Raw genomic sequence first — 23,023 nt, forward strand, 5'->3', positions numbered from 1 at the left:
AACATGCGTGCACGGGCGTAGAGTTTCCTCGACGCCCGTGCTGGTTTTCAGTAAAAACGAATTTACTGTGCCCGCTTAAGGGCGATTATTTCTTGTCTTTGACTTCTTCGAATTCAGCATCAACAACGTCATCATCTTTCTTCGCGTTATCATCACTGCCTTCTGGCTGACCTTGCTGCTGAGCCATTTCCGCTAACTTACCGGACACCTGAACCAGGGCCTGAAGTTTAGCTTCAATATCTGCTTTATCTTCGCCTTTGATGACACCTTCAAGTGCCTTCAGGGCTTCCTCGATAGCAGTTTTGTCTTCAGCAGGCAGTTTATCGCCAGTCTCTTCGAGTTGTTTACGCGTACTGTGGACCATATGATCCGCTTGGTTGCGAGTCTGAACCAGCTCCTCGAACTTGCGATCCGACTCGGCATTGGCTTCTGCATCGTTCACCATTTTTTGGATTTCTTCTTCGGTCAGACCTGAAGAAGCTTTAATGGTGATTTTCTGCTCACGCCCCGTGTTCTTATCTTTAGCAGAAACATGCAGGATACCATCGGCATCCAAATCGAAGGTTACTTCGATCTGCGCCATACCGCGCGGTGCTGCCTGAATGCCGTCCAGATTGAACTGACCCAACGACTTGTTATCAACACAACGTTTACGCTCACCCTGCACAACGTGGATGGTTACCGCAGACTGATTGTCTTCAGCGGTAGAGAACACTTGGCTGTGCTTAGTTGGGATCGTGGTGTTCTTGGTGATGAGTGGAGTCATCACACCGCCCATGGTTTCGATACCCAGAGACAGAGGAGTCACATCCAACAACAGAACGTCTTTAACATCACCAGACAGAACGCCGCCCTGAACCGCAGCACCGATAGCAACGGCTTCATCCGGGTTTACGTCTTTACGTGGCTCTTTACCGAAGAATTCAGCCACTTTCTTCTGAACCATTGGCATACGTGTCTGCCCACCGACCAGGATCACGTCCTGAATATCGGAAACAGAAAGACCTGCATCTTTCAGAGCCACTTTCAGCGGATCAATACAACGGTTAACCAAATCTTCAACCAGTGACTCAAGTTTGGCTCGGGTCACTTTGATGTTCATGTGCTTTGGACCTGTCGCATCAGCAGTGATGTACGGCAGGTTGACGTCGGTCTGTTGCGCAGAAGAGAGTTCGATTTTCGCTTTCTCTGCTGCTTCTTTCAGACGTTGCATCGCAAGCGGATCGTTACGCAGATCCATACCTTGGTCTTTCTTAAACTCTTCAACCAGGTAGTTAATCAGACGGCTATCGAAGTCTTCACCACCCAGATGGGTATCCCCATTGGTTGCCAGTACTTCGAAGGTTTTTTCGCCATCAACTTCATCTATTTCGATAATAGAGATATCGAAAGTACCGCCGCCCAAGTCATATACCGCAATGGTACGGTTACCAATTTCACGATCCAGACCGTAGGCCAGAGCCGCTGCGGTTGGTTCGTTGATAATACGTTTTACTTCCAGACCTGCGATACGACCGGCGTCTTTAGTTGCCTGACGCTGTGCATCATTGAAGTATGCAGGTACAGTGATAACGGCTTCAGTTACTGGTTCGCCCAGATAATCTTCGGCTGTTTTCTTCATTTTCTTCAACACTTCAGCAGAGATCTGCGGAGGTGCAATTTTCTGGCCTTTAACGTCAATCCAGGCATCGCCATTGTCAGCGCCAACGATCTGGTAAGGCATAATGCCTTTGTCACGCTGCACTTCTTCGTCCTGGAAGCGGCGGCCAATCAGGCGCTTGATCGCAAACAGCGTGTTCTGCGGGTTGGTTACAGCCTGGCGTTTAGCCGGTGAACCTACCAAGATTTCGCCATCTGCTGCATAAGCAATGATGGAAGGAGTTGTGCGATCGCCTTCGGCGTTCTCCAGCACACGTGCAGTAGTACCATCCATAATAGCCACACAAGAGTTGGTGGTACCCAGGTCGATCCCAATAATTCTACCCATTTCAAACGCCTCCACTAAAAATTCATAATCGGTCAGGTTGCTACTCTATATGCGGACATTTTATTTGATTTCAACTGTCCGATATCGCTGTTTTACCGGCGGTAACAACTGCGGTTGAGAATAAGATGGGGCCATGCGAGCCAGCATCAAGGGGTTCGATGAAAAAAAATCTTCAACTGCAGTTACGCCAGATCAATGTTTGCTCGCCAGCACCTCATTATGATGCCGCGCGCCTCTGACGATATGTGGACTTTTTAGCCCGTTCGCAAGCGGCTATAGCCCTGTTATTTATTCATAATAATTTAGAGTTCAGAGGACATATGCACAGTAAAACGATGGCTAATCCCGGCCCTTTGGGTCTAATGGGTTTTGGCATGACAACGATCTTATTGAATTTACACAATGCTGGTTTCTTCCCGCTGACTGCGGTGATCCTCAGCATGGGGATTTTCTACGGCGGCCTGATTCAAATTCTGGCAGGCGTAATGGAATTCAAAAAGGGCAACACATTTGGTACCACGGCTTTTACTTCTTACGGCGCATTCTGGCTGAGCCTGGTCGGTATTCTGATGCTGCCACGCATGGGCCTTGCCGATGCCAGCAGTGAAAGCGCCCTCGGCGCGTACCTTGGATTGTGGGGCATTTTCACGCTGTTCATGTTTTTTGGCACACTCAAAGCAAACCGGGGATTACAGGTCATTTTCGGCAGCCTAACCCTTTTATTTGCCCTGCTGGCCGTAGGTAATATGACTGGCAATGCTGCGCTACTGCGATTTGCAGGTTTTGAAGGCATCTTCTGCGGTGCCAGCGCTATTTACCTGGCCATGGCTGAAATGCTGAATGAGCAGTATGACCGTACAGTATTACCGATTGGCGTAATGAAAAGCGCATAACCCCTTTCTTATCGTTCACGTAATAAAAAGCCCCGACAGTTATCGAGATACTGTCGGGGCTTTTTATCAGGGCACTATCGCCCGGAGAGCGCACGTTCGGTAAATTTGTCTTTTCCCTTGGTTTCACTGTTTAAATCTCGGCTGAGGTAAATACCGGTCAGCAAACCAATCACAGACAGCGCCAAAACATAATAAGCAGGTGCCATCGGCGTAATACGCATAATTAAGGTGACAAAAATCGGTGTCAGCCCGCCGAAAATGGCATAGGCCACATTATAAGAGAAGGATATTCCGGTGAAACGCACCTCCGCTGGGAAAGCGCGAACCAGTACGTAAGGCACTGCGCCCACCACACCCACACTAAAACCAGCCAAGGTATACATCAGCATCAGTTTTGATGGGTCAGCAGCCACCACGTGATAGAACAACCACGTACAGATGCCAAGGAACAAGCTACCAAAAATAAACGTCTTGCTCGCGCCCAACCGGTCAACAATCCATCCTGCGGCTACACAACCAAAGGTCAGTGCTATGGTCGCCAGACAGTTAGCCTGTAGTGCCTGGGCTGCTGGGATCCCCAACTGCTTTTGCAGATAAGTCGGTGTCATCAGAATCACCACGACGATACCGGCCGACAACAGCCAGGTCATGATCATGGAAACAATGATCTCCTTTTTATGATTCGCCACCACTGACTTCAGCGGCATCTCTGCAGCCAGTGCCTTATGGGCTTTCATCTCCAGGAAAATCGGTGTTTCCTGCAACCAACGGCGCAAATACATGGCGAACAAGCCAAATATTCCACCGAGGAAGAACGGAATACGCCAGCCATAATCACTCATGGTTGCCGGAGAGAGCGTGCTGTTAAGCAGTGTGGCAACAAGGGAGCCGAGTAAAATACCGGCCGTCAACCCTGCGGTTAGCGTGCCGCAGGCAAAACCGATGCGTTTACGCGGCACATGCTCGGCCACGAACACCCAGGCGCCCGGCACTTCTCCTCCAATCGCTGCGCCTTGCAAAACGCGCATCAACAACAGCAATAACGGCGCAGCAATGCCAATCGAAGCGTAAGTCGGCAACAACCCCATCGCCAGCGTTGGTAAGGCCATAAGTAAGATACTCAGGCTGAACATGCGCTTGCGGCCTACCAGGTCACCAAAGTGCGCCATGATGATGCCACCTAGCGGACGTGCCAGATAACCGGCAGCAAAAATACCGAAGGTTTGTACCTGTCGTAACCAGTCAGGCATGTCTGCCGGAAAGAACAGGTCGCCAAGGATCGCAGCGAAGAAGACAAAGATGATGAAATCGTAGAATTCGAGTGCGCCACCTAATGCTGCAAGAGATAAGGTTTTAAAATCTTGCCGGTTCAGCCGGCGATTATTTGCGTGTTGCATAAGATACCGTATAGCACCAGAGTAGAGAAAAAGGGCTTTAGCCGCTTCATGTAAAGTAATCATTACTATAGCGGCAAATATTTTTCACACCACAGTGGCTGAATCTTATGTCAGAAATAGCTCAATTTTAGTTTTTTGTATCGCGGCGGGCGTTCTTAGGACGAAAAGCTGCTACTACCACCTCATGGGTTTCGATATAAGGGCCGTCGAGCAGTTGGATACAGTAAGGCACGCTGGCAAAAATACCGGACACAATCACATTACCGTCTGCGTCTTTCAGGCCTTCCAACGTTTCCTGGATCGATTTCGGCTGGCCCGGCAGATTCAAAATCAGCGACTGCTTGCGGATAACCCCCACCTGACGAGACAAAATGGCGGTAGGCACAAAATGCAGGCTGATCTGGCGCATCTGTTCGCCAAAGCCAGGCATCTCGCGATCGGCTATCGCCAGCGTTGCATCAGGAGTCACATCACGCCGGGCTGGACCCGTTCCCCCGGTCGTCAGCACCAGTTGGCAGCCACTTTCGTCTACCAACTCACAAATGGCTTGTTCGATTAATGACTGTTCGTCAGGGATAAGTTTTTTATCCAGTACAAATGGCGTGATGAGCGCGCGCTCAAGCCAGGCTTCCAGCGCCGGGATCCCTTTATCCTGATAGATACCGTTTGAGGCGCGATCAGATACCGATACCAGACCAATTCGTAATTTATCCATGCCTGTTCTCCACGTCATTTTTTAACGGCCTGCACAGTCACCATGCTGAGCAGTAAAAATTCAGTATATCGATAAGTGCAGCACGAGTTTCATCTAAGGAAAAAATTTCCTGGCAGATGCACATAAAAAAAGGCAGCCAGGCTGCCTTTTAACATCAGGAATGATTGCTGAGTGACGGTAATTACAGCAGATCAGAAATCATTTTTTCCAGCTTGCCCTGGTCGATAGCAAACTTACGAATGCCGTCAGCCAGTTTGTCGACAGCCATTGGATCCTGGCTGTGGTCCCAGTAGAACTGAGATTCAGTCAGTGGCTCTGGACGGGATTTGGTTTCGCCAGTGTAAGAAAGTTTACGCTCCAGCGCACCTTCGCTTTCTGCCAGCTCTTTGAGCAATGCAGGCGCGATGGTCAGACGGTCACAACCGGCCAGCTCGATGATTTCACCGATGTTACGGAAGCTTGCGCCCATGACGACGGTTTCATAGCCATGCTGTTTGTAGTATTCGTAAATTTCAGTCACGGATACAACACCTGGATCTTCATGCGGAGCGAACTCTTTTTTGTCGCCATTGGCTTTGTACCAGTCGAGGATACGGCCAACGAATGGCGAAATCAGGTAGGCACCCGCTTCAGCACAAGCACGTGCCTGAGCAAAGGAGAACAGCAGCGTCAGGTTACAGTTGATACCGGCTTTTTCCAGTTTTTCTGCAGCGCGGATGCCCTGCCAGGTAGAGGCCAGTTTGATCAAGATACGGTCATTGCTGATACCCGCATCATTGTAGAGTTTGATCAAACGGTGAGCTTTAGCGATGCTGGCATCGGTATCATAGGAAAGACGCGCGTCAACTTCGGTAGAAATACGGCCGGGAACCAGCTTAAGGATTTCAAGACCAATGTTTACCGCTAGCTTGTCTGCGGCATCAATGATCTGTTGATCGCGATCGCTACTCTGATCTTTCGCCCAGGCAATCGCCTCGTCGATCAGTTTGCGATATTCAGGAATTTGCGCTGCATTGAGGATCAGAGACGGGTTAGTGGTGGCATCTTGCGGCTTATACAACTTCATTGCCGCGATATCCCCGGTATCTGCAACAACTTGAGTCAATTGGCGTAGTGAGGTCAGTTTATCGGTCATTTGGCATATCTCATCGTTTATATATTATCGTTGAGGCATTTTCATGCCTTGCCTTTGCTTGATGATAACATGCAAAAAGCCAGGCGCAAGGCAGATATAGCGACGAGACAACCCCGATTTAAAAAGAGTTCTCGCGGAACAAAAATCACGCACCCCAGCCAAATATATCCGTGTCGCTACCGCGAAAAACAGACGATCACGCGGTGATAAAGATGCGCGGGATGGACATATGACGCCAAAAATCTGATCCGTCAGAAAATTACGTTTTACCTATCGCTGAAATTTCCGCTCAGAGCCCTTCATCGCGACTTTTTTAGCCGGTTTTATGCCATTTATTTGTTACAGTAATCCCATACAGATTGTTTAATTTAAACCGACAGCCGACCAAACGGATGCGACTATGCTAACCATTATTTCTCCTGCCAAGACTCTGGATTACGAAAGCCCGCTGGTGACAGAACGTTTCACCCAGCCCGAATTACTGGATAAATCCAGCCAATTAATGAATATCGCCCGCACATTGACCCCAGCACAAATCTCAAGTCTGATGGGGATCAGCGACAAGCTCGCACTGCTCAATGCTGAGCGCTTCAATGACTGGCAGCCGGATTTCTCGCCAGACAATGTGCGTCAGGCAATTCTGGCCTTCAAAGGCGATGTGTATACCGGTTTGCAGGCAGAAGATTTCAGCGCGGAGGATTTTGATTTCGCACAAAATCATCTGCGCATGCTGTCCGGACTGTATGGTTTACTCCGTCCCCTTGATTTGATGATGCCCTACCGGCTGGAAATGGGTATCCGCCTGCCAAACGCAGAAGGTGCCAATCTGTATGCCTTCTGGGGGGATTTACTCACCGAGAAACTCAATAGCCTACTGAGCCAGCAAGGCAGCAAGGTGTTGATCAACCTGGCTTCGGATGAATATTTCAAAGTAGTGAAACCCGCGAAACTCGACGGTGAAATCATCAAACCCATATTTCTTGACCAGAAGAACGGCAACTATAAAGTCATCAGTTTTTATGCCAAAAAAGCGCGCGGTCTGATGAGTCGTTTCATTATTAAAGAACGTCTGGATAAGCCGAAGCAGTTGCAGGATTTCAATCTGGAAGGCTACCAGTTTGACGAATCGCGCTCGCAGGGCAACGAGCTGGTATTTACCCGCCCTGAGCGCTGATTTTTATAATATGACAGATATAAAAAAACCCTCGCGAAGAGGGTTTTTGCATTTCAGAAGCCCGCGTTGTTATTCAGGTAGCGCCATCAGGAAAGCACGCATTTCGCTGAAATCAGCTGACAGGCTATGCGACAGCAGCGGCAGATCAGCGCGCTCAGCCAGCTCTTTCGGCAGGCCGATGTCCTGACCCAGAATCGACTCGACGCTTTCTTTGAATTTGGCCGGATGCGCGGTGCCGATAAACAAACCAAATTCACCGGGTTTCAATTGATCACGCAGCACACGGTAGGCGATCGCTGCATGAGGTTCGGAAATATACCCCAGGTCAGCCAGCTCGCGCATGGCATCTTCAGTGGTGTCATCGCTGATGGCGCCAAAGCCCAGATCTTTCAACTGCCAGGTTTTACGGCGGTACAACTCTTCCACGCGCGGCCAGTTATTTGGCTGGCTGACGTCCATGGCGTTAGAGAGCGTAGCGACAGTTTTCTTAGGCGCCCACTCACCGTCGTGCAAATAGCGCGGAACCGTATCATTGGCGTTAGTCGCAGCGATAAAACGCTTCACCGGCAAGCCGAGAGACTTCGCCAGCAAACCCGCGGTCAGATCCCCAAAATTCCCGCTTGGTACGGAGATCACGAGTTGATTGCGCGCTTCCTGTGGCAACTGCGCCACGGCTTCAAAATAGTAGCAAATTTGCGCCAGCAGACGACTGATATTAATGGAGTTTGCCGAGTTCAGCTTCAACTCATGCTTGAGTTCCTCATCGTCAAACGCCTGCTTCACCAGCGCCTGGCACTGGTCGAAGTCACCGTCGATAGCAATCGTATGGATGTTGTCGCCCAGCGTACAGAACAGTTTTTCCTGCAGCGGACTGATTTTGCCACGCGGATAGAGGATCACCACACGCACATTTTTCATGCCGTGGAAGGCGTGTGCCACCGCCGCGCCAGTATCACCAGACGTTGCGGTCAAAATGGTCACTGGCTGGTCGCCGGAAACCTGGGTCAGGATCTGCGCCATAAAGCGGCCACCGAAGTCTTTGAACGCCAACGTAGGGCCATGGAACAGTTCGAGACAGGCGATGTCTTCTTCAACTTTCGCGACCGGTGCTGGGAACGCAAACGCGCTTTTCACCCGCTGATATAGTTCGTCTTCAGAAATCTCGTCACCAATGAAGGCGGAGAGAATGCGGCTGCTACGAGTGACAAAATCCTGCTCCAGTAAAACATCGATCTCACTCAGTGCAAACTCAGGCAATTCGAGCGGAAAGAACAGACCTTGCTGCTTGCCTAAGCCTTGCTTAACGGCCTGAGCAAAGCTGACCTGCTCGTTGTGATCCTTCAGGTTGTACAGTTTCATCATTTATCCCAGTAGTCTCGCGCCTGTGGTATCCAGACGACAAATATGAACAAAACCTTCATCATTTTGCAGATAGTGACTCTGCAACCAATCGGCCATACGTTTAGCGGTCGCACTGTCATTGCAAACGGCAAACAGCGTCGGACCGGAGCCGGAAATACCGCAGGCCAAAGCACCCATTTCTTCGGCCGCGCTACGGGCTTCTGCAAAGCCCGGTAACAGACGTGTGCGGTAAGGCTCGGCGATGACATCTTTCATCAGTTTAGCCGCAAGCGCAGGCTGCTGCGTATGGCAGGCATGGATGAAACCGGCCAGGTAACGCCCATGGCTAATGCAATCCTGACGGCGATACTGCGCGGGCAAAATAGCGCGTGCTTCCGCAGTCGACACTTTAATCCCTGGATAGGCCATCACCCACAGCCAGTCATCGAAGCTCGGTACGTTCTGACTGATAATGTCCAGCTCTTCCAGCATCAGTTGAATACCACCGAGATAACAGGGTGCAACGTTATCAAAATGTACGCTGCCGGAAATACGTCCTTCCAACTCCCCCATCAGTGCCAGCATGGTATTTTCATCTAGCGGCTTACCACAAAACTCATTCATCGCCATCAGACCAGCAACGACTGAACAGGCGCTGGAACCCAGCCCGGAGCCAATCGGCATGTTTTTTTCCAACGTCATGGCGACTGGTACTTCTTTACCGATCTCCTGGCAGAAACGCTGCCAGCACTGATAAACGATGTTGTCTTCCATGCGGTCCGGTAACTTGGACACGAAGCGCCCTTCACTTTTAAGGCTGAACTCATTTGCGGCTTCAACGCTGACGCAATCGCCCAGCAGTGAACCATCAACCGGCGAAACTGCTGCGCCCAGTACATCAAAACCTACGCTGACGTTACCAATCGAGGCTGGTGCATACACCTTAACCATATTAAACTCCTAACTTCCATGACAGCGTCCGCAAAAGATCAGCAAACACGCCGGCTGCGGTAACATCGTTACCCGCACCATAGCCGCGTAAAACCATAGGCAGAGGCTGATAATAGCGGCTGTAAAATGCCAGCGCGTTCTCACCATTCTTCACTTTATACAACGGATCATTACCATCAACCGCGTCAATTTTCACCTGACAGCGCCCCTCATGGATAGCGCCAACATAGCGTAATACTTTACCCTGCGCCGTGGCATCGGCCACGCGCTGGCTGAAATCATTATCCAGCTCCGGCAAACGGGCTACAAAATCAGCCACACTGCCTTCTGAATTGAATGTTGCAGGTAAAACAGACTCAACATCAATATCAGACAGTTCAAGTTTGTATCCTGCTTCGCGGGCGAGGATCAACAGCTTGCGTGCTACATCCATGCCCGAGAGATCATCACGCGGATCCGGCTCGGTGTAGCCCATATCACGTGCCTGAAGCGTCGCCTCTGACAGCGACAACCCTTCATCCAGCTTGCCGAAGATGAACGACAATGAACCGGAAAGGATACCGGAGAAACGCACCAACTCATCACCGGCATTCAGCAGATTCTGTAGATTTTCGATTACCGGAAGACCGGCCCCGACGTTGGTGTCATAAAGAAATTTACGACGTGAACCTTCAGCGGCTTTACGCAGCTGATAATAATAATTCATGGAAGAGGTATTGGCTTTCTTGTTCGGCGTCACGACATGGAAACCGTCACTCAGAAAATCAGCGTACTGGTCCGCCACTTCCTGACTCGAGGTACAGTCCACAATCACCGGATTGAGCAGGTGATACTCCTTCACCAGACGGATCAGGCGCCCCAGGTTGAAGGGCTCTTTTGCCGCGCCCAACTCTTCACGCCAGTTCTCCAGCGGAATGCCGTGCGTATTGGTTAGCATCGCTCGTGAATTGGCAATACCGCACACCCGGAGATCGATATGTTTGGTTTTCAACCATTGCTGCTGGCGGCGAATCTGCTCAATCAACGCACCACCCACACCACCCACGCCAATCAGGAATACTTCGATAACCTGATCGGTATTGAATAGCATCTGATGGCTGACGCGCACGCCGGTAGTGGCATCATCGTTATTCACGACGACAGAGATTGAACGTTCAGAAGACCCTTGGGCAATGGCCACAATATTGATATTAGCGCGGGCCAGCGCAGAGAAGAACTTGGCTGAGATGCCACGCAGTGTGCGCATACCGTCGCCAACCACAGAAATGACGGCCAGTTTCTCCATCACGTCCAGCGGCTCCAGCAAACCGTCTTTCAACTCCAGATAAAACTCGTCTTCCAGCGCCTTACGTGCACGTGCCAGTTCGCCCTGTGGGATGCAGAAACTGATGCTGTATTCCGAAGAGGACTGGGTGATTAACACCACCGAAATACCGGAGCGGGACATCACCGCAAACACGCGGGCAGCCATACCGATCATGCCCTTCATGCCCGGTCCTGAGACGTTAATCATCGCCATATGGTTAAGATTAGTGATGCCTTTAACCGGTGTGTTGTCGTCAAGGCTTTCACTACCAATCAGCGTGCCGGGAGCCTGTGGATTAGTGGTATTTTTGATCAGGCATGGGATCTGGAACTGGGCGATGGGCAGAATGGTGCGAGGATGAAGCACTTTGGCACCGAAATACGACAACTCCATCGCTTCCTGATATGACATGGATTTCAACAGGCGAGCATCCGGGACAGTGCGTGGGTCACAAGTATAGACGCCATCGACATCGGTCCAGATTTCACAGCAGTCAGCACGCAAACACGCCGCCAGCACGGCAGCAGAATAGTCGGAGCCATTGCGGCCCAGCACCACGAGTTCGCCTTTATCATTGCCTGCGGTGAAACCCGCCATCAGAATGATGTGTTCGGCTGGGATGGCACTGGCGGAAATTCGCAGTGTGGATTCATTGATATCAACGGTCGATTCAAGATAACTGCCCTGCGCCAGAAGTTTCTTCACGGGATCAATGACGGTGACACCAAAACCTTTGGCAACAAACACGGCTTCCATAATGGCAACAGAGAGTTTTTCGCCACGGCAGATGATCGACGCGTTCACACTGTCTGGGCACTGCCCTAACAGGTTGATGCCATGCAGCAGTTGTTTAAGCTGGGCAAACTCTTGCTCAACGAAGGTCTTTACCTTAAGCAAATCAAAGCCCGGCTGCGCCTCAGCCAGACCCGTTAGCAGCTCTGAGAAAATGCGCTGCGCGTCACTCATGATCGGCTGAATGTCTTGACCGGCAACCGTACGTTCGATCATCGCGACCAGATGGTTGGTAATTTTGGCAGGCGCGGATAACACCGTGGCAATCTGTCCCTGACCTGTATTACTTTCCATAATATCTGCGACGCGCAAGAAGCGCTCCGCGTTTGCTACTGAGGTGCCGCCAAATTTCAACACTCGCATTTCTGATACTCTCCTGAAGCTCATTTTATAAATGATAATTTGGTAAAAAGTCGGTAAAAAAAAAGCCCGCACTGGTTAGGTGCGGGCTTTTTTCTGTTTATCCTGTATGCGTCAGCCCGCCCCGTTACCTGTGGTTTCGGTGGTGGTAATAATTGTTGTGTTCAGGCTGATGGTTCGCATTTTTTCTTCTGTCTGTTGATTGTGTTTTTACGCTGTCTGACTCTATTAGCTAAAGCATCAGGCAGGACAAGTCAATTTTTTTCTGTTTTCAAGCCAATACGCGCACTTCATCCAAAACAGATTATTCTCTCCATAAATCATGAAATCCAGTGAAAAAATCAGAATAAAGATGCCATGACCAATTTTATAACCACCTGAACCCTCGAACACCTCATATCACTTCGCCAGTTTTTTTTCGATATCATGCAGCAATGTATGCAACATAGCCGCATCGCGCTGCTGTAAAAGTCCCAGTCGTTGATGCAGCCAATCGCCCAGTTTTTGATCGTCAGCCGCCTCTACGTTAACCAATAACCGGTCAACACGTGAGCGCAATGCGGCCAGTTGCCCTGCTTGCGCATTCCCAGGTAACGCGTTGGATACCTGATTAAGTGACGCAAGCTGATAACAGAACACCATCACCGCCTGCCCAAGATTAAGCGAGGGATAATCAGCCACCATAGGGACGCCAGTGAGAATATCCGCCAGAGACAGCTCTTCATTGGTCAGCCCGGAATCTTCTCGCCCGAACACCAACGCGGCATTACTCACCCACTGGCGTTTTTCTTCCAACTGCCCCAGCAGTTCCACTGGCGTGCAATAGTAATGAAAGCGTGCGCGGCTGCGTGCGGTCGTAGCGACAGTGAAATCAATATCGGCCAACGCCTCTTCCAGTGTCATGAAGTGCAACGCATGGTGCAGGATCTCATTGGAACCATGCGCTACCCATCCGGCTTCAGGCTGCAAATGTGCCTGGCTATCCACAATCCGCAGCGACGTAAATCCCATGGTTTTCATTGCGCGAGCAGCGGCACCGACATTCTCGGGGCGCGCCGGTGAAACCAAAATAATATGAAGTTGCATGAGTCCCTCGGTAAAGACTTCTGACCGTTATCTTTCGCTGATGTTAAATGACGTTTATCGTTTGCCAAAACGCAAGGTCAAAAATGATCAATCATTCACATTAGCTTAACAGCAACCAGAACGGATTAGCGTAATTTATAGGAAAATAGACATTAACTGACACAAATACAGTGAAACTTAATCAAACACTTCATATATAAAATTAAACCTTATTAATCATAATAATAATTAATATTATTTAACCTAATCCCACTTACTGAAAAGGTGTTTATTCTAAAAGGCTGAATCGTGTTCAAAACTGATGGAATGTGACTTAAGCGTGCATTCTTGTAAGTGTTTTTCACCAAACTGTTACCGTGCTACAATTGAATTTGATGTATGTCAATAAAGCGTAGTTTTGTTGGGTACTAACATCGGCACTAGCTGTTATATTGCTGTTAATGAGGTTAGTATAGCCGCCGATTCGATGCCCTTTTGGGAAGACAAAAAGTGGACTTCCTTATCATGCTGGCGACAACGTTAGCGTTTAAAGAAAGCGCATCAGTAACGCATTTACGTACTTTAGTCATGTAACGAGTGAGATAGCCTAGTTGGCCATCAGCATTCATCGGAATAACAAGGACTTCTGTACTCCTATTTTCAATTTGTTGGCAATCTTAGGTAGCAATAATGCAGACTCCTCACATTCTGATCGTCGAAGACGAGTTAGTGACACGAAATACGTTAAAAAGCATTTTCGAAGCAGAAGGCTACATGGTGCATGAAGCTAATGATGGCGCAGAAATGCACCACATTCTTTCCGAAAATGACATCAATTTAGTGATCATGGATATCAATTTACCCGGCAAAAATGGCCTGCTGTTGGCGCGTGAATTACGTGAACAAGCCAGTGTAGCCCTGATGTTCCTGACCGGTCGCGATAATGAAGTCGACAAAATTTTGGGGCTGGAAATTGGTGCTGATGATTACATCACCAAACCTTTTAACCCGCGCGAACTGACCATCCGTGCACGCAACCTGTTGTCCCGTACTATGAATCTGGGCACCACCGGTGAAGAACGCCGTCTGGTTGAAAGCTACAAATTCAACGGTTGGGAACTGGATATTAATAGCCGCTCATTGGTGGGCCCTGCCGGCGAGCAATACAAATTGCCACGCAGTGAGTTCCGCGCCATGCTGCACTTCTGTGAAAACCCAGGCAAGATTCAAACCCGTGGTGATTTGCTCAAAAAGATGACCGGACGCGAACTCAAACCACATGACCGTACTGTCGACGTCACCATCCGTCGAATTCGCAAGCATTTTGAATCCACACCAGATACCCCTGAAATCATCGCCACCATTCATGGCGAAGGTTATCGTTTCTGCGGTGATTTAGAAGAATAAGCAGCAGGTTGCCAACCCTTCTGCTGCAATATGTAAAAGTAAAGGCCAGCGTTTACTGGCCTTTACTTTTACCATCGACAGGAAACTGTCGTTTACAGAACGAGAACGTCGAGAGAATTAGCGAGCACCCCACGGAATAATTGGCACCGCGCTCAGGGCATTTTTTGGAGAGCCATCAACGACTTTATCCGAATAGCTAAGATAGATAAGCGCATTGCGTTTATCATCATAGAAACGCACGACCTGCAATTTTTTGAACACCAGAGAGGTACGTTTCTGGAAAACGACAGTCCCTTTATCCTTCCCTTGCTTTATTTTATCACTCAGTTCGATTGGCCCCACTTGCTGGCAGGAAATCGCCGCATCAGAGGTATCCTCGGCCAGACCTAGCCCGCCTTTTATTCCACCGGTTTTAGCGCGACTGATATAACAGGTTACATTTTTAATATCAGGATCATCAAAAGCTTCCACCACAATTTTGTGGTCCGGCCCAAACAGTTTAAATACCGTATCGACAGAGCCTATCTGTTCGGCAAGCGCTGAATGACTACAAACGAAAAGCAGTCCAAACACCAAAATACAACATTTTTTCATCAAGTTACTCCGTGTCAGCTGACCGACGTTGATTGTGTTAAAAACAGATTAAAAGAAGCCAGTGCTCAAAAATTAAGAATCCAATCACCAGTAATATCCACGAATAGCACAGATAGCCAAAAAATACTTAAGAAGTCTTAAGCTTAAAAAGTTGCTATTATGCGGCGTCACATTCTGTGCATTTATCTTAGTTCAACGAGGACGATCTATGGATCAAGCAGGAATCATTCGTGATCTTCTCAGCTGGTTAGAAACACACCTGGACCAGCCGTTATCACTCGACCACGTCGCAGCCAAAGCCGGTTATTCTAAATGGCACCTGCAGCGGATGTTTAAGGATGTCACCAGTAACGCGATTGGTGCTTATATCCGTGCCCGGCGATTGTCAAAGGCCGCCGTCGCTTTACGGCTGACCAGTCGCCCGATTTTAGATATCGCTCTGCAATATCGTTTTGATTCTCAGCAGACGTTTACCCGTGCTTTCAAAAAACAGTTTGCACAGACTCCAGCCTTGTACCGCCGCTCTGAAGATTGGCACTCCTTTGGGATTTGCCCACCAATACGCCTTGGTGCCTTCATTTTGCCACAGCCAGAGTTTATATCGCTGCCTCAACAGAATCTCATTGGCATAACGCAAAGCTACTCCTGCACCCTGGAACAAATTTCAACCTACCGTAATGAAATGCGTCTGCACTTCTGGCGTCAGTACATTGGTGAAGCCAAAACGCTACCACCATTGCTGTATGGGTTGCATCACTCCCGCCCAAGTCAGGAAAAAGACGACGAGCAGGAAGTACTGTACACCACGGCGATTGAGCCCAATCACTTACCAGAAAATGTGGAAGGTCAGCCAATTGTGGTGCAGGAAGGTGAATATGCCATGTTCCATTACAAAGGGTCGCCGGAACGGCTGCAAGAATTCATTCTGACGTTATACGGAACCTGCCTGCCAACGTTAAAAATGACGCGTAGAAAGGGACAAGATATCGAGCGTTTCTATACCAGAGACAAGGTGCCAAGCGTGACACCACCTGTTGAAATAGAATGTGATTACCTTATCCCTATTCGTCGCTAACCCACCGACATAAAGCTGTCGTGATTAACGCTGCTGCTCATCTAATGCGGGCTGATCAAGATGTGATATATCGCCCGCAGTTTCGACTATCCATCCCGATGCCAGCCACGCGCTTTCCTGATGATCGACTCGCGAGATAGAGCAGTTACGCAAACGCAAACGACGCTCTGCATAAGGAGCCAGTCCAAGGATGGTGCTGATAAGACATCCCAGCGCAATGCCATGACTGACCAGCAAAGGCTTACTGCCTGCGGGTAAATCGAGACAGCAGTCCAGCGCTAACCGCATGCGCAAAGCCAATTCTGTCATGCTCTCCCCCTGAGGAATCCGCCCGTCAGGGGTGCCGTCGACCATCTGTTTGCGCCAGACTTCCTCTTCAGCGCTGAGCGTGTCCAGCTCGCGCGCTTCCAACACTCCCATATGCAACTCACGCAGCCGCGGTTCAACGTTGACCTCACAACCGCAGACGTCAGCGATAATTTGCGCCGTGGCACGAGTCCGACCTAGGTCGCTGGCAATCACATGCGTGATACCTTCATGACGAACGCGTTCCGCCACTTGCTGCGCCTGAAAAATGCCTTTTGGCGTTAGCGGGCTGTCAGACTGCCCCTGAATCTTACGAGCTGCATTCCATTCGGTTTCGCCATGACGGACGAGATATACCTGTAACATGAGTGTTTTCCGTTATACTGCGTGAAATTTGCTAAAGGATGCTAAAACTCTATGTACCACGTTGTCGCTGCTACCACTAATCCGGCAAAGATCAAAGCTATCGCAATGGCTTTTGAGGACATTTTTGGCGCTGATGCATTCCGTATCGAAGGCGTTGACGTCGATAGTGGCGTTCCCAACCAGCCTATCGGCAGCAGCGAAACCCGAACGGGCGCAAGACACCGGGTTATCGGTGCGCGCCAGGTTCGCCCTGAAGCCGACTTTTGGGTCGGCGTTGAGGCCGGTATCGAAGACAATATGACATTCGCCTGGATGGTCATTGAAAACATGCATCAACGCGGAGAATCACGTTCTGCCAGCCTGATGCTGCCTGAAACTATATTACAAGAGATCAATCAAGGCAGCGAATTGGGCGATGAAATGGATAAATTGACCGGAATTAATGAAGTGAAGCGAAAAGGCGGCGCCATCGGGATATTTACAGCCGGTAAACTCAGTCGAACCAGCGTCTACCATCAGGCATTGGTTTTAGCCTTAGCGCCCTTCCATAACGCCATCTACCAGGCTCGAGCTCAAACGCATTGAAGCAGAGATCATGACTATGTCTCTGACCCCTTAAGAAGTTGTGTATCAAGCCAGGTTTTCAGTCTGGGAGATGCCGTTTTCAATCCATTCGAACCACGGGTGATGGTTGCAATTCCGGCTCCCAGCTGATTTTTCAACTCGCGCTGACTCAACGTACCCCGCATCAATTCCTCAATGATCTTCACTCTTGTCCCTAATGCTGCGCGCTCATCAGGGGTCAGCAGCAGTTGCAGCAAATCCTGTTGGAGATTTTCAGCAAAAGCTTGTTGTAACAGCGCCATAAAGCGCTGCCAGTCCTCATTGCCTTGTTGGGAAAGAGCGGGGTCGGTTAACAATATTCGTGTCATATTATGGCTGCCATACTATTAAACTAGTACAGCAGCATAGCATAAGTCCTAAAAATCAGTAACGCCTCTGCCACTCTGCATCGGTCAACACTTTGGCGGGCTGATGTAAAAAGTAGCGATAAAATACATCATATGCCAACACATTTTTAACATATCTGCGTGTTTCAGAAAAAGGGATACTTTCGATAAAAGCGACGGCATCGATACGCCCACCGCTGTTACTCAACCAAGTATTTACCCGGGAAGGGCCGGCGTTGTAGGCAGCGCTGGAAAGAATACGGTTACGACCAAACTGTTGGTAAACGTACTCCAGATAATGGGTGCCAATGTTGATATTCATCTGTGGGTCCAACAGCTGCCCAGGGCCGCTGTAACCGGCAATGCCGAACATCTGCACAGTATGTTGTGCCGTAGCTGGCATCACCTGCATCAAACCCGCAGCGCCAACCGGTGAACGCGCCTCTGGGTTCCAGGCACTTTCCTGACGGGCAATGGCCATCGCATAGCTCTGCGTAATGCCTTTGTCGTTGGTTGCCTGTCGGAATTCCGGCGACCATGCCAACGGGAAGCGCTCTTCCAAATAATTCCACAGTTTACCGGCAATGGTGGCCTGCACACTGAGATCGGCCCACTTTTGATTAAAAGCGTAACGTGCCAGCGCAGTTTGCTGCTCCTTGCTGCGGCTCAGTACCAGATAGGTCCATTCAGTGCGCGCCAGATTATCCATATGCCAGTACATCAGCTCACGAACTCGAGCAATCTCTGGCAGCTTCGCCATGTCGGCATCCGGTTTAGCCGCCACGGAGACCTGAATCGGATACGCCACGCCGAGTTTTTGCGCGGCGGCCATCGGATAGAACCCACGTCCCTGCATCAGCTTGCGCAAAATCGCTTCGCTCTGGGTACGCTTACCTTGATCGAGAAGTACCGATGCCTCCCAGTAGCGCCATTCATCTTCCTGTTGCGCGTCAGGCGTTAAACGGTCCATCCACTGACTCAACCCATGACGGTCACCTGCGGCTAGCGCCATACGGATGCGGCGCTCAACCAGCGAGGTAGAGTGGCTGCGGAGAATAACGTTATCACGCCAGTTAGCCTGTTCCGGTGTAGCGTCACTGCCCATCAGGCGCCATGCGACCGTCTCTTCCAGTTCCAGCCGGTCACTGTCACTCATTTTCTGTAAGCGAGCCAGCACCGGTAGCATAGCGCGGGCGTTATCAAGATCATCGCGAGCAATGCGGGTAAAGGCAATACTCACTACATTTCGGGTGAAGTCGGTCGGCCCTACGGTGCGGGCGAAACTTTCAATACTGTTGGGATCTTTTTGCAGCGCCAGCAATGCGTCACGCATCGTCTGATAATCTGGCGGCAGTTGCTTGGCGAGGAAGTTTACCAGATTGGTGTTGCCCTCTTTCATCGCCAGACCGATGCGTTGCAGTGTTGTCAGCGCGGTTTGATTGCCCGCCTGCTGCCAAACGGTGAACAGTTTGTCACAGGTACCCGGCAAAGATTTGCCTGTCAGCCAGATGTCTTTGGTTGCATCCATGGCGACTTTCTGCTGGCCGGTGGCCCATTTTGCATAGTAATAATTACAGCGCGCCGCAACCGGCTTGGGTGCCTGCGGGCTGAAGGAGAGCAAACCCGTCCAATCTTGGCGGGTTGCCAACTCATTAACAAAACGCGAAGGCAGCGAACGCGCCGGTGGCAGAGTGGGATGCGTTTTGATGAAATCATTCACTTGCTTTGATGTGACAATACTCAGATTCTGCGTCAGTTGACGATATTCGAGATAGGGATAAAGCGGGTAGTCCTCAAGGGTGGGCATCAATTGGTTAACCGTATCCATCTGGTTGTTGTCCCAGGCCTGCTTGATTTGCATATAGCGCTGACGCTGCCCGTCTAAAGAATCAGCGTTTACCGCACTGGATGCGGTTATCAACAACATGCCCACAGCCAGAAAATGCCATTTGTCCACCTTGACCATACTTACCTTTATCCTCGTTGATTGTAGAGCTCACTACCCGATACTGCGCCACAGTGGTGTCCCCAATGGGATATACATGCCGTCCGCTATGCCCAGATACCTTCTACGCTAATTGATTCATTTCTAAAATTGAAGCCATGTACTCAAGGCATCACAAACTTTACACAGTGTGGTGCAATGTCAATGGAGATACCAGACGACAAGCATTTTAAATGTTGTCATTCGCAGACCCGTTATGCGCCAGACTTGTTTCATTTCGTCCCTGATCACGTTCATTTTGTCCCAACAGGTTCACACCTCGTTTACATTCCGACCACGGCTCTTTATATCTTTACCCAAGGTATTTTCCGCGACCACGACGTTTACACAGCATCTGCACCGACGTGGCTTGCCTTTTTTTAGCGGAAAACCGCCTCATCGCATCAGGTTTATTCATAAACAACGAGGCTTTTTTCTCTACTCTTTTTCACTTCATGGATGACCTGAATAAGTCGGAGAAAAGTAAAGCCCATAGAAAATAGGTAGATTGAAATGTCGTCGCTCATTGTGGACAATTGTCACTACACACAGCTGGCATTGCAGTGTCTTTTGCAGAATAATGGAATGAAAAATAAAGATATTATTTCTCTCACTGACATTAACCAACTGCAAACAGCATGCAATGATCTTTCTCCGGATATGATCTTCATCAATGAAGACAGTTTCACCTATGCCCCCCTCATCGGTGAAGCGTTACGCGGCGTGATAAACAGCCATCCTAAGACGCTATTTTTCATTTTTATCTCCAAAGAAAACCTTAATTATCAAAATTATATTCCAATCCGCAATAACATTATTATTTTATCAAAATCCATCCGGACACAGCTGGTCTGTCGTCTGATTAAACATAACCTGCAACTGGATGAAACCAGCCTGAACGTCGAGGTTTTGGATCTCACACCGGTAAACCTCAGCCGCACCGAAGCCGATATTCTGAAAATGTGGATGTCAGGCCACGACACCCTGCGTATTTCCCAGCACCTCAATATCAAAGAAAAAACCGTCGCCTCGCATAAAGGCAATATTAAGCGCAAAGTGAAAACACAGAATAAGCAGGCGATCTATCATGTGGTGAAGCTGGCGGATGCCCTGACCTCCGGTATGTTTGTCGGCCGCGTGCGCTCTTTTCCCAAAGTGGTAACCCCCTATCTTCACGCCCCTGTACTGATGTAACACCACTTTATTGACACGATTAAACTCAGTGATCGCCATATTCTTGGCATCCCGTGAGGTTGAAGGTTGGGAAGCGTGGCGAAACACGCTAAACTTCGCAGTCAGAACACTTCTCAGTTATGCCGTTTTCAGGCGGGACTGACTTTAATCCGCCGCAGCGCCTGCCTTTGATGGAAAGCGCGCGGCTCGCATAGACAGAGGCTCAAGACAACGTGGCTCAATACGTATACTCAATGCATCGCCTCGGCAAAGTGGTTCCGCCGAAGCGTCATATTCTGAAAAACATCTCCCTCAGTTTCTTCCCTGGCGCCAAAATCGGTGTTTTAGGTCTGAACGGCTCAGGCAAATCAACGCTGTTGCGCATCATGGCCGGTGTCGATACGGATATCGAAGGCGAAGCACGCGCACAGCCGGACTTGAAAATTGGTTATCTGCCGCAGGAACCTCAGCTGAACATGGAACACACGGTACGTGAGTCCGTGGAAGAAGCCGTGTCAGAAGTGGTTGGTGCATTAAAACGTCTCGATGAGGTCTATGCGCTGTACGCCGATCCAGACGCTGATTTCGATAAACTGGCGGCGGAACAGGGTAAGTTGGAAGAGATCATTCAGGCACATGACGGTCATAACCTGAACAACCAACTGGAACGTGCCGCCGATGCACTGCGTCTGGCTGATTGGGATGCAAAAGTCGCCACCCTTTCCGGTGGTGAGCGTCGCCGCGTTGCCCTGTGCCGCCTGCTGTTAGAAAAGCCTGACATGCTGCTGCTCGACGAACCAACCAACCACCTGGATGCAGAGTCCGTGGCATGGCTGGAACGCTTCCTGCACGATTTCGAAGGTACCGTTGTGGCAATCACGCATGACCGTTACTTCCTCGATAACGTCGCCGGATGGATCCTTGAGCTTGACCGCGGTGAAGGTATTCCGTGGGAAGGTAACTACTCCAGCTGGCTGGAACAGAAAGATGAACGTCTGGCCCAGGAAGCGTCATCTGAAGCGGCTCGTCGTAAATCGATCGAGAAAGAGCTGGAGTGGGTACGCAAAGGTGCAAAAGGCCAACAGTCTAAAGGCAAGGCACGTTTGTCCCGCTTCGAAGAACTGAACAATGCCGAATATCAGAAACGTAACGAAACCAACGAACTGTTTATCCCACCGGGCCCACGCCTGGGCGATAAAGTGGTTGAAGTGAAGAACCTCAGCAAGTCTTACGGTGATCGCGTTCTGATCGACGACCTTTCCTTCTCCGTACCTAAAGGGGCGATTGTCGGGATTATCGGACCGAATGGCGCGGGGAAATCGACGCTGTTCCGTATGATGTCTGGCCAGGAAGAGGCCAACAGCGGCACCATCGAACTGGGTGACACCGTCAAGCTGGCGTCGGTCGATCAGTTCCGTGATTCCATGGACAACAGCAAAACCGTGTGGGAAGAAGTGTCCCGTGGTCAGGACATCATGCGCATTGGCACCACTGAAATGCCAAGCCGCGCCTACGTCGGCCGTTTCAACTTCAAAGGGGTTGATCAAGGCAAACGCGTTGGCGAACTGTCTGGTGGTGAGCGTGGTCGTCTGCATCTGGCTAAACTGCTGCAGGTTGGCGGTAACATGTTGCTGCTCGATGAACCAACCAACGACCTGGACATCGAAACCCTGCGCGCGCTGGAAAACGCCTTGCTGGAGTTCCCGGGCTGCGCGATGGTCATTTCCCATGACCGTTGGTTCCTCGACCGTATAGCGACCCATATCCTCGATTATCAGGATGAAGGTAAAGTCGAATTCTTCGAAGGTAACTTCACCGAATACGAAGAATATAAGAAACGGACTTTAGGCGCAGAAGCGTTAGAACCCAAACGTATCAAGTACAAGAAGCTGATCAAATAGTCATCAACCAGAAACAAAAAAGGCCCGGAAATGGGCCTTTTTTGTGCCCTTTTCCGCACGCCATCACTTCGCAGTTATCCTGAGTCACAGCATAAAATTAATAGAACAAACTACTGTATGAAGCCTAGACTCTCTATAACCCTTATTGGAG

Annotated in this window: 20 protein-coding genes and 1 other annotated feature; of the genes, 7 read left to right on the top strand and 13 right to left on the bottom strand. The window is 49.8% G+C overall.

Annotated features, from left to right (window positions below; genetic code table 11):
- Nucleotides 1-85: 85 nt before the first annotated feature.
- Nucleotides 86-1,987 (bottom strand): molecular chaperone DnaK, encoded by a 1,902-nt coding sequence (gene dnaK / locus IEV89_RS11440; RefSeq protein WP_188473642.1) that lies wholly within the window; start codon nt 1,985-1,987, stop codon nt 86-88.
- 320 nt (nt 1,988-2,307) lie between these two features.
- On the opposite strand from dnaK, the gene satP reads away from it, so the two are divergent.
- Nucleotides 2,308-2,880: an acetate uptake transporter gene (satP, locus tag IEV89_RS11445; protein ID WP_188473643.1), complete on the top strand. Its 573-nt coding sequence runs from the start codon at nt 2,308-2,310 to the stop codon at nt 2,878-2,880.
- Between the two features lie 74 nt (nt 2,881-2,954).
- Here satP and IEV89_RS11450 read toward each other — a convergent pair whose 3' ends face one another.
- The 3 genes from IEV89_RS11450 to tal form a co-directional block, all read right to left on the bottom strand.
- Complete coding sequence (locus IEV89_RS11450) at nt 2,955-4,277, bottom strand: MFS transporter (protein ID WP_188473644.1); 1,323 nt, start codon at nt 4,275-4,277, stop codon at nt 2,955-2,957.
- 127 nt (nt 4,278-4,404) lie between these two features.
- On the bottom strand, nt 4,405-4,992 hold the full coding sequence (mog, locus tag IEV89_RS11455; RefSeq protein WP_188473645.1) for a molybdopterin adenylyltransferase: 588 nt from the start codon (nt 4,990-4,992) through the stop codon (nt 4,405-4,407).
- A 181-nt stretch (nt 4,993-5,173) separates the two neighbouring features.
- Nucleotides 5,174-6,127, bottom strand: a complete 954-nt coding sequence (gene tal, locus IEV89_RS11460) for a transaldolase (RefSeq protein WP_188473646.1) — start codon at nt 6,125-6,127, stop codon at nt 5,174-5,176.
- A 400-nt stretch (nt 6,128-6,527) separates the two neighbouring features.
- Between tal and yaaA the strand changes: the two genes are divergently transcribed.
- A complete protein-coding gene (gene yaaA, locus IEV89_RS11465; RefSeq protein ID WP_188473647.1) occupies nt 6,528-7,301 on the top strand; it encodes a peroxide stress protein YaaA in 774 nt (257 codons plus the stop codon).
- Between the two features lie 69 nt (nt 7,302-7,370).
- Here the strand turns inward: yaaA and thrC are convergent, their stop codons facing one another.
- The 5 genes from thrC to IEV89_RS11490 all read right to left on the bottom strand — a co-directional run bounded on the left by thrC (nt 7,371) and on the right by IEV89_RS11490 (nt 13,137).
- Nucleotides 7,371-8,660 (bottom strand): threonine synthase, encoded by a 1,290-nt coding sequence (gene thrC, locus IEV89_RS11470; RefSeq protein ID WP_188473648.1) that lies wholly within the window; start codon nt 8,658-8,660, stop codon nt 7,371-7,373.
- A gap of 3 nt (nt 8,661-8,663) precedes the next feature.
- Nucleotides 8,664-9,593 carry a homoserine kinase gene (thrB, locus tag IEV89_RS11475; protein ID WP_188473649.1) on the bottom strand — a complete coding sequence of 310 codons (930 nt, stop codon included), beginning with the start codon at nt 9,591-9,593 and terminating at the stop codon, nt 8,664-8,666.
- Nucleotide 9,594: 1 nt separating this feature from the next.
- Nucleotides 9,595-12,054 (bottom strand): bifunctional aspartate kinase/homoserine dehydrogenase I, encoded by a 2,460-nt coding sequence (gene thrA, locus IEV89_RS11480; RefSeq protein WP_188473650.1) that lies wholly within the window; start codon nt 12,052-12,054, stop codon nt 9,595-9,597.
- Between the two features lie 55 nt (nt 12,055-12,109).
- Nucleotides 12,110-12,227, bottom strand: a sequence feature (Thr leader region).
- Nucleotides 12,166-12,234 (bottom strand): thr operon leader peptide, encoded by a 69-nt coding sequence (gene thrL / locus IEV89_RS11485; RefSeq protein ID WP_188473728.1) that lies wholly within the window; start codon nt 12,232-12,234, stop codon nt 12,166-12,168. It overlaps the preceding feature by 62 nt.
- 216 nt (nt 12,235-12,450) lie before the next feature.
- Complete coding sequence (locus IEV89_RS11490; protein ID WP_188473651.1) at nt 12,451-13,137, bottom strand: tRNA/rRNA methyltransferase; 687 nt, start codon at nt 13,135-13,137, stop codon at nt 12,451-12,453.
- A 669-nt stretch (nt 13,138-13,806) separates the two neighbouring features.
- Between IEV89_RS11490 and arcA the strand changes: the two genes are divergently transcribed.
- A complete protein-coding gene (gene arcA, locus IEV89_RS11495; protein ID WP_188473652.1) occupies nt 13,807-14,523 on the top strand; it encodes a two-component system response regulator ArcA in 717 nt (238 codons plus the stop codon).
- A gap of 117 nt (nt 14,524-14,640) precedes the next feature.
- Here the strand turns inward: arcA and creA are convergent, their stop codons facing one another.
- Nucleotides 14,641-15,117: a protein CreA gene (gene creA, locus IEV89_RS11500; RefSeq protein ID WP_188473653.1), complete on the bottom strand. Its 477-nt coding sequence runs from the start codon at nt 15,115-15,117 to the stop codon at nt 14,641-14,643.
- Nucleotides 15,118-15,325: 208 nt separating this feature from the next.
- Here creA and robA point away from each other — a divergent pair, with 208 nt between their 5' ends.
- The gene (gene robA, locus IEV89_RS11505; RefSeq protein ID WP_188473654.1) at nt 15,326-16,192 is read left to right on the top strand and encodes an MDR efflux pump AcrAB transcriptional activator RobA; all 867 of its coding nucleotides are present in this window, start codon (nt 15,326-15,328) and stop codon (nt 16,190-16,192) included.
- A 24-nt stretch (nt 16,193-16,216) separates the two neighbouring features.
- On the opposite strand, the gene gpmB is transcribed toward robA, so the two are convergent.
- Complete coding sequence (gpmB, locus tag IEV89_RS11510; RefSeq protein ID WP_188473655.1) at nt 16,217-16,864, bottom strand: 2,3-diphosphoglycerate-dependent phosphoglycerate mutase GpmB; 648 nt, start codon at nt 16,862-16,864, stop codon at nt 16,217-16,219.
- A 51-nt stretch (nt 16,865-16,915) separates the two neighbouring features.
- On the opposite strand from gpmB, the gene yjjX reads away from it, so the two are divergent.
- Nucleotides 16,916-17,449, top strand: a complete 534-nt coding sequence (yjjX, locus tag IEV89_RS11515; protein WP_188473656.1) for an inosine/xanthosine triphosphatase — start codon at nt 16,916-16,918, stop codon at nt 17,447-17,449.
- A gap of 14 nt (nt 17,450-17,463) precedes the next feature.
- Here the strand turns inward: yjjX and trpR are convergent, their stop codons facing one another.
- Nucleotides 17,464-17,796 (bottom strand): trp operon repressor, encoded by a 333-nt coding sequence (gene trpR, locus IEV89_RS11520; RefSeq protein WP_188473657.1) that lies wholly within the window; start codon nt 17,794-17,796, stop codon nt 17,464-17,466.
- A gap of 55 nt (nt 17,797-17,851) precedes the next feature.
- Nucleotides 17,852-19,771: a murein transglycosylase gene (gene sltY, locus IEV89_RS11525; protein ID WP_188473729.1), complete on the bottom strand. Its 1,920-nt coding sequence runs from the start codon at nt 19,769-19,771 to the stop codon at nt 17,852-17,854.
- 540 nt (nt 19,772-20,311) lie between these two features.
- On the opposite strand from sltY, the gene rcsA reads away from it, so the two are divergent.
- Together rcsA and ettA are read left to right on the top strand one after the other, a co-directional pair.
- Nucleotides 20,312-20,992 carry a transcriptional regulator RcsA gene (gene rcsA / locus IEV89_RS11530; protein ID WP_188473658.1) on the top strand — a complete coding sequence of 227 codons (681 nt, stop codon included), beginning with the start codon at nt 20,312-20,314 and terminating at the stop codon, nt 20,990-20,992.
- A gap of 212 nt (nt 20,993-21,204) precedes the next feature.
- Nucleotides 21,205-22,872: an energy-dependent translational throttle protein EttA gene (gene ettA, locus IEV89_RS11535; RefSeq protein WP_188473659.1), complete on the top strand. Its 1,668-nt coding sequence runs from the start codon at nt 21,205-21,207 to the stop codon at nt 22,870-22,872.
- The last annotated feature ends 151 nt before the right edge of the window (nt 22,873-23,023 follow it).

This window comes from Hafnia psychrotolerans (assembly GCF_014639435.1).
GTDB lineage: Bacteria > Pseudomonadota > Gammaproteobacteria > Enterobacterales > Enterobacteriaceae > Ewingella > Ewingella psychrotolerans.

What these genes read in the sequence shown, in the direction of transcription:
- arcA (WP_188473652.1), top strand. Translation starts at nt 13,807, where the DNA reads ATGCAGACTCCTCACATTCTGATCGTCGAAGACGAGTTAGTGACACGA.
- gpmB (WP_188473655.1), bottom strand. Translation starts at nt 16,864, where the DNA reads ATGTTACAGGTATATCTCGTCCGTCATGGCGAAACCGAATGGAATGCA.
- IEV89_RS11490 (WP_188473651.1), bottom strand. Translation starts at nt 13,137, where the DNA reads ATGCAACTTCATATTATTTTGGTTTCACCGGCGCGCCCCGAGAATGTC.
- creA (WP_188473653.1), bottom strand. Translation starts at nt 15,117, where the DNA reads ATGAAAAAATGTTGTATTTTGGTGTTTGGACTGCTTTTCGTTTGTAGT.
- thrC (WP_188473648.1), bottom strand. Translation starts at nt 8,660, where the DNA reads ATGAAACTGTACAACCTGAAGGATCACAACGAGCAGGTCAGCTTTGCT.
- yaaA (WP_188473647.1), top strand. Translation starts at nt 6,528, where the DNA reads ATGCTAACCATTATTTCTCCTGCCAAGACTCTGGATTACGAAAGCCCG.
- mog (WP_188473645.1), bottom strand. Translation starts at nt 4,992, where the DNA reads ATGGATAAATTACGAATTGGTCTGGTATCGGTATCTGATCGCGCCTCA.
- IEV89_RS11450 (WP_188473644.1), bottom strand. Translation starts at nt 4,277, where the DNA reads ATGCAACACGCAAATAATCGCCGGCTGAACCGGCAAGATTTTAAAACC.
- rcsA (WP_188473658.1), top strand. Translation starts at nt 20,312, where the DNA reads ATGTCGTCGCTCATTGTGGACAATTGTCACTACACACAGCTGGCATTG.
- yjjX (WP_188473656.1), top strand. Translation starts at nt 16,916, where the DNA reads ATGTACCACGTTGTCGCTGCTACCACTAATCCGGCAAAGATCAAAGCT.
- dnaK (WP_188473642.1), bottom strand. Translation starts at nt 1,987, where the DNA reads ATGGGTAGAATTATTGGGATCGACCTGGGTACCACCAACTCTTGTGTG.
- satP (WP_188473643.1), top strand. Translation starts at nt 2,308, where the DNA reads ATGCACAGTAAAACGATGGCTAATCCCGGCCCTTTGGGTCTAATGGGT.
- robA (WP_188473654.1), top strand. Translation starts at nt 15,326, where the DNA reads ATGGATCAAGCAGGAATCATTCGTGATCTTCTCAGCTGGTTAGAAACA.
- thrA (WP_188473650.1), bottom strand. Translation starts at nt 12,054, where the DNA reads ATGCGAGTGTTGAAATTTGGCGGCACCTCAGTAGCAAACGCGGAGCGC.
- thrB (WP_188473649.1), bottom strand. Translation starts at nt 9,593, where the DNA reads ATGGTTAAGGTGTATGCACCAGCCTCGATTGGTAACGTCAGCGTAGGT.
- trpR (WP_188473657.1), bottom strand. Translation starts at nt 17,796, where the DNA reads ATGACACGAATATTGTTAACCGACCCCGCTCTTTCCCAACAAGGCAAT.
- tal (WP_188473646.1), bottom strand. Translation starts at nt 6,127, where the DNA reads ATGACCGATAAACTGACCTCACTACGCCAATTGACTCAAGTTGTTGCA.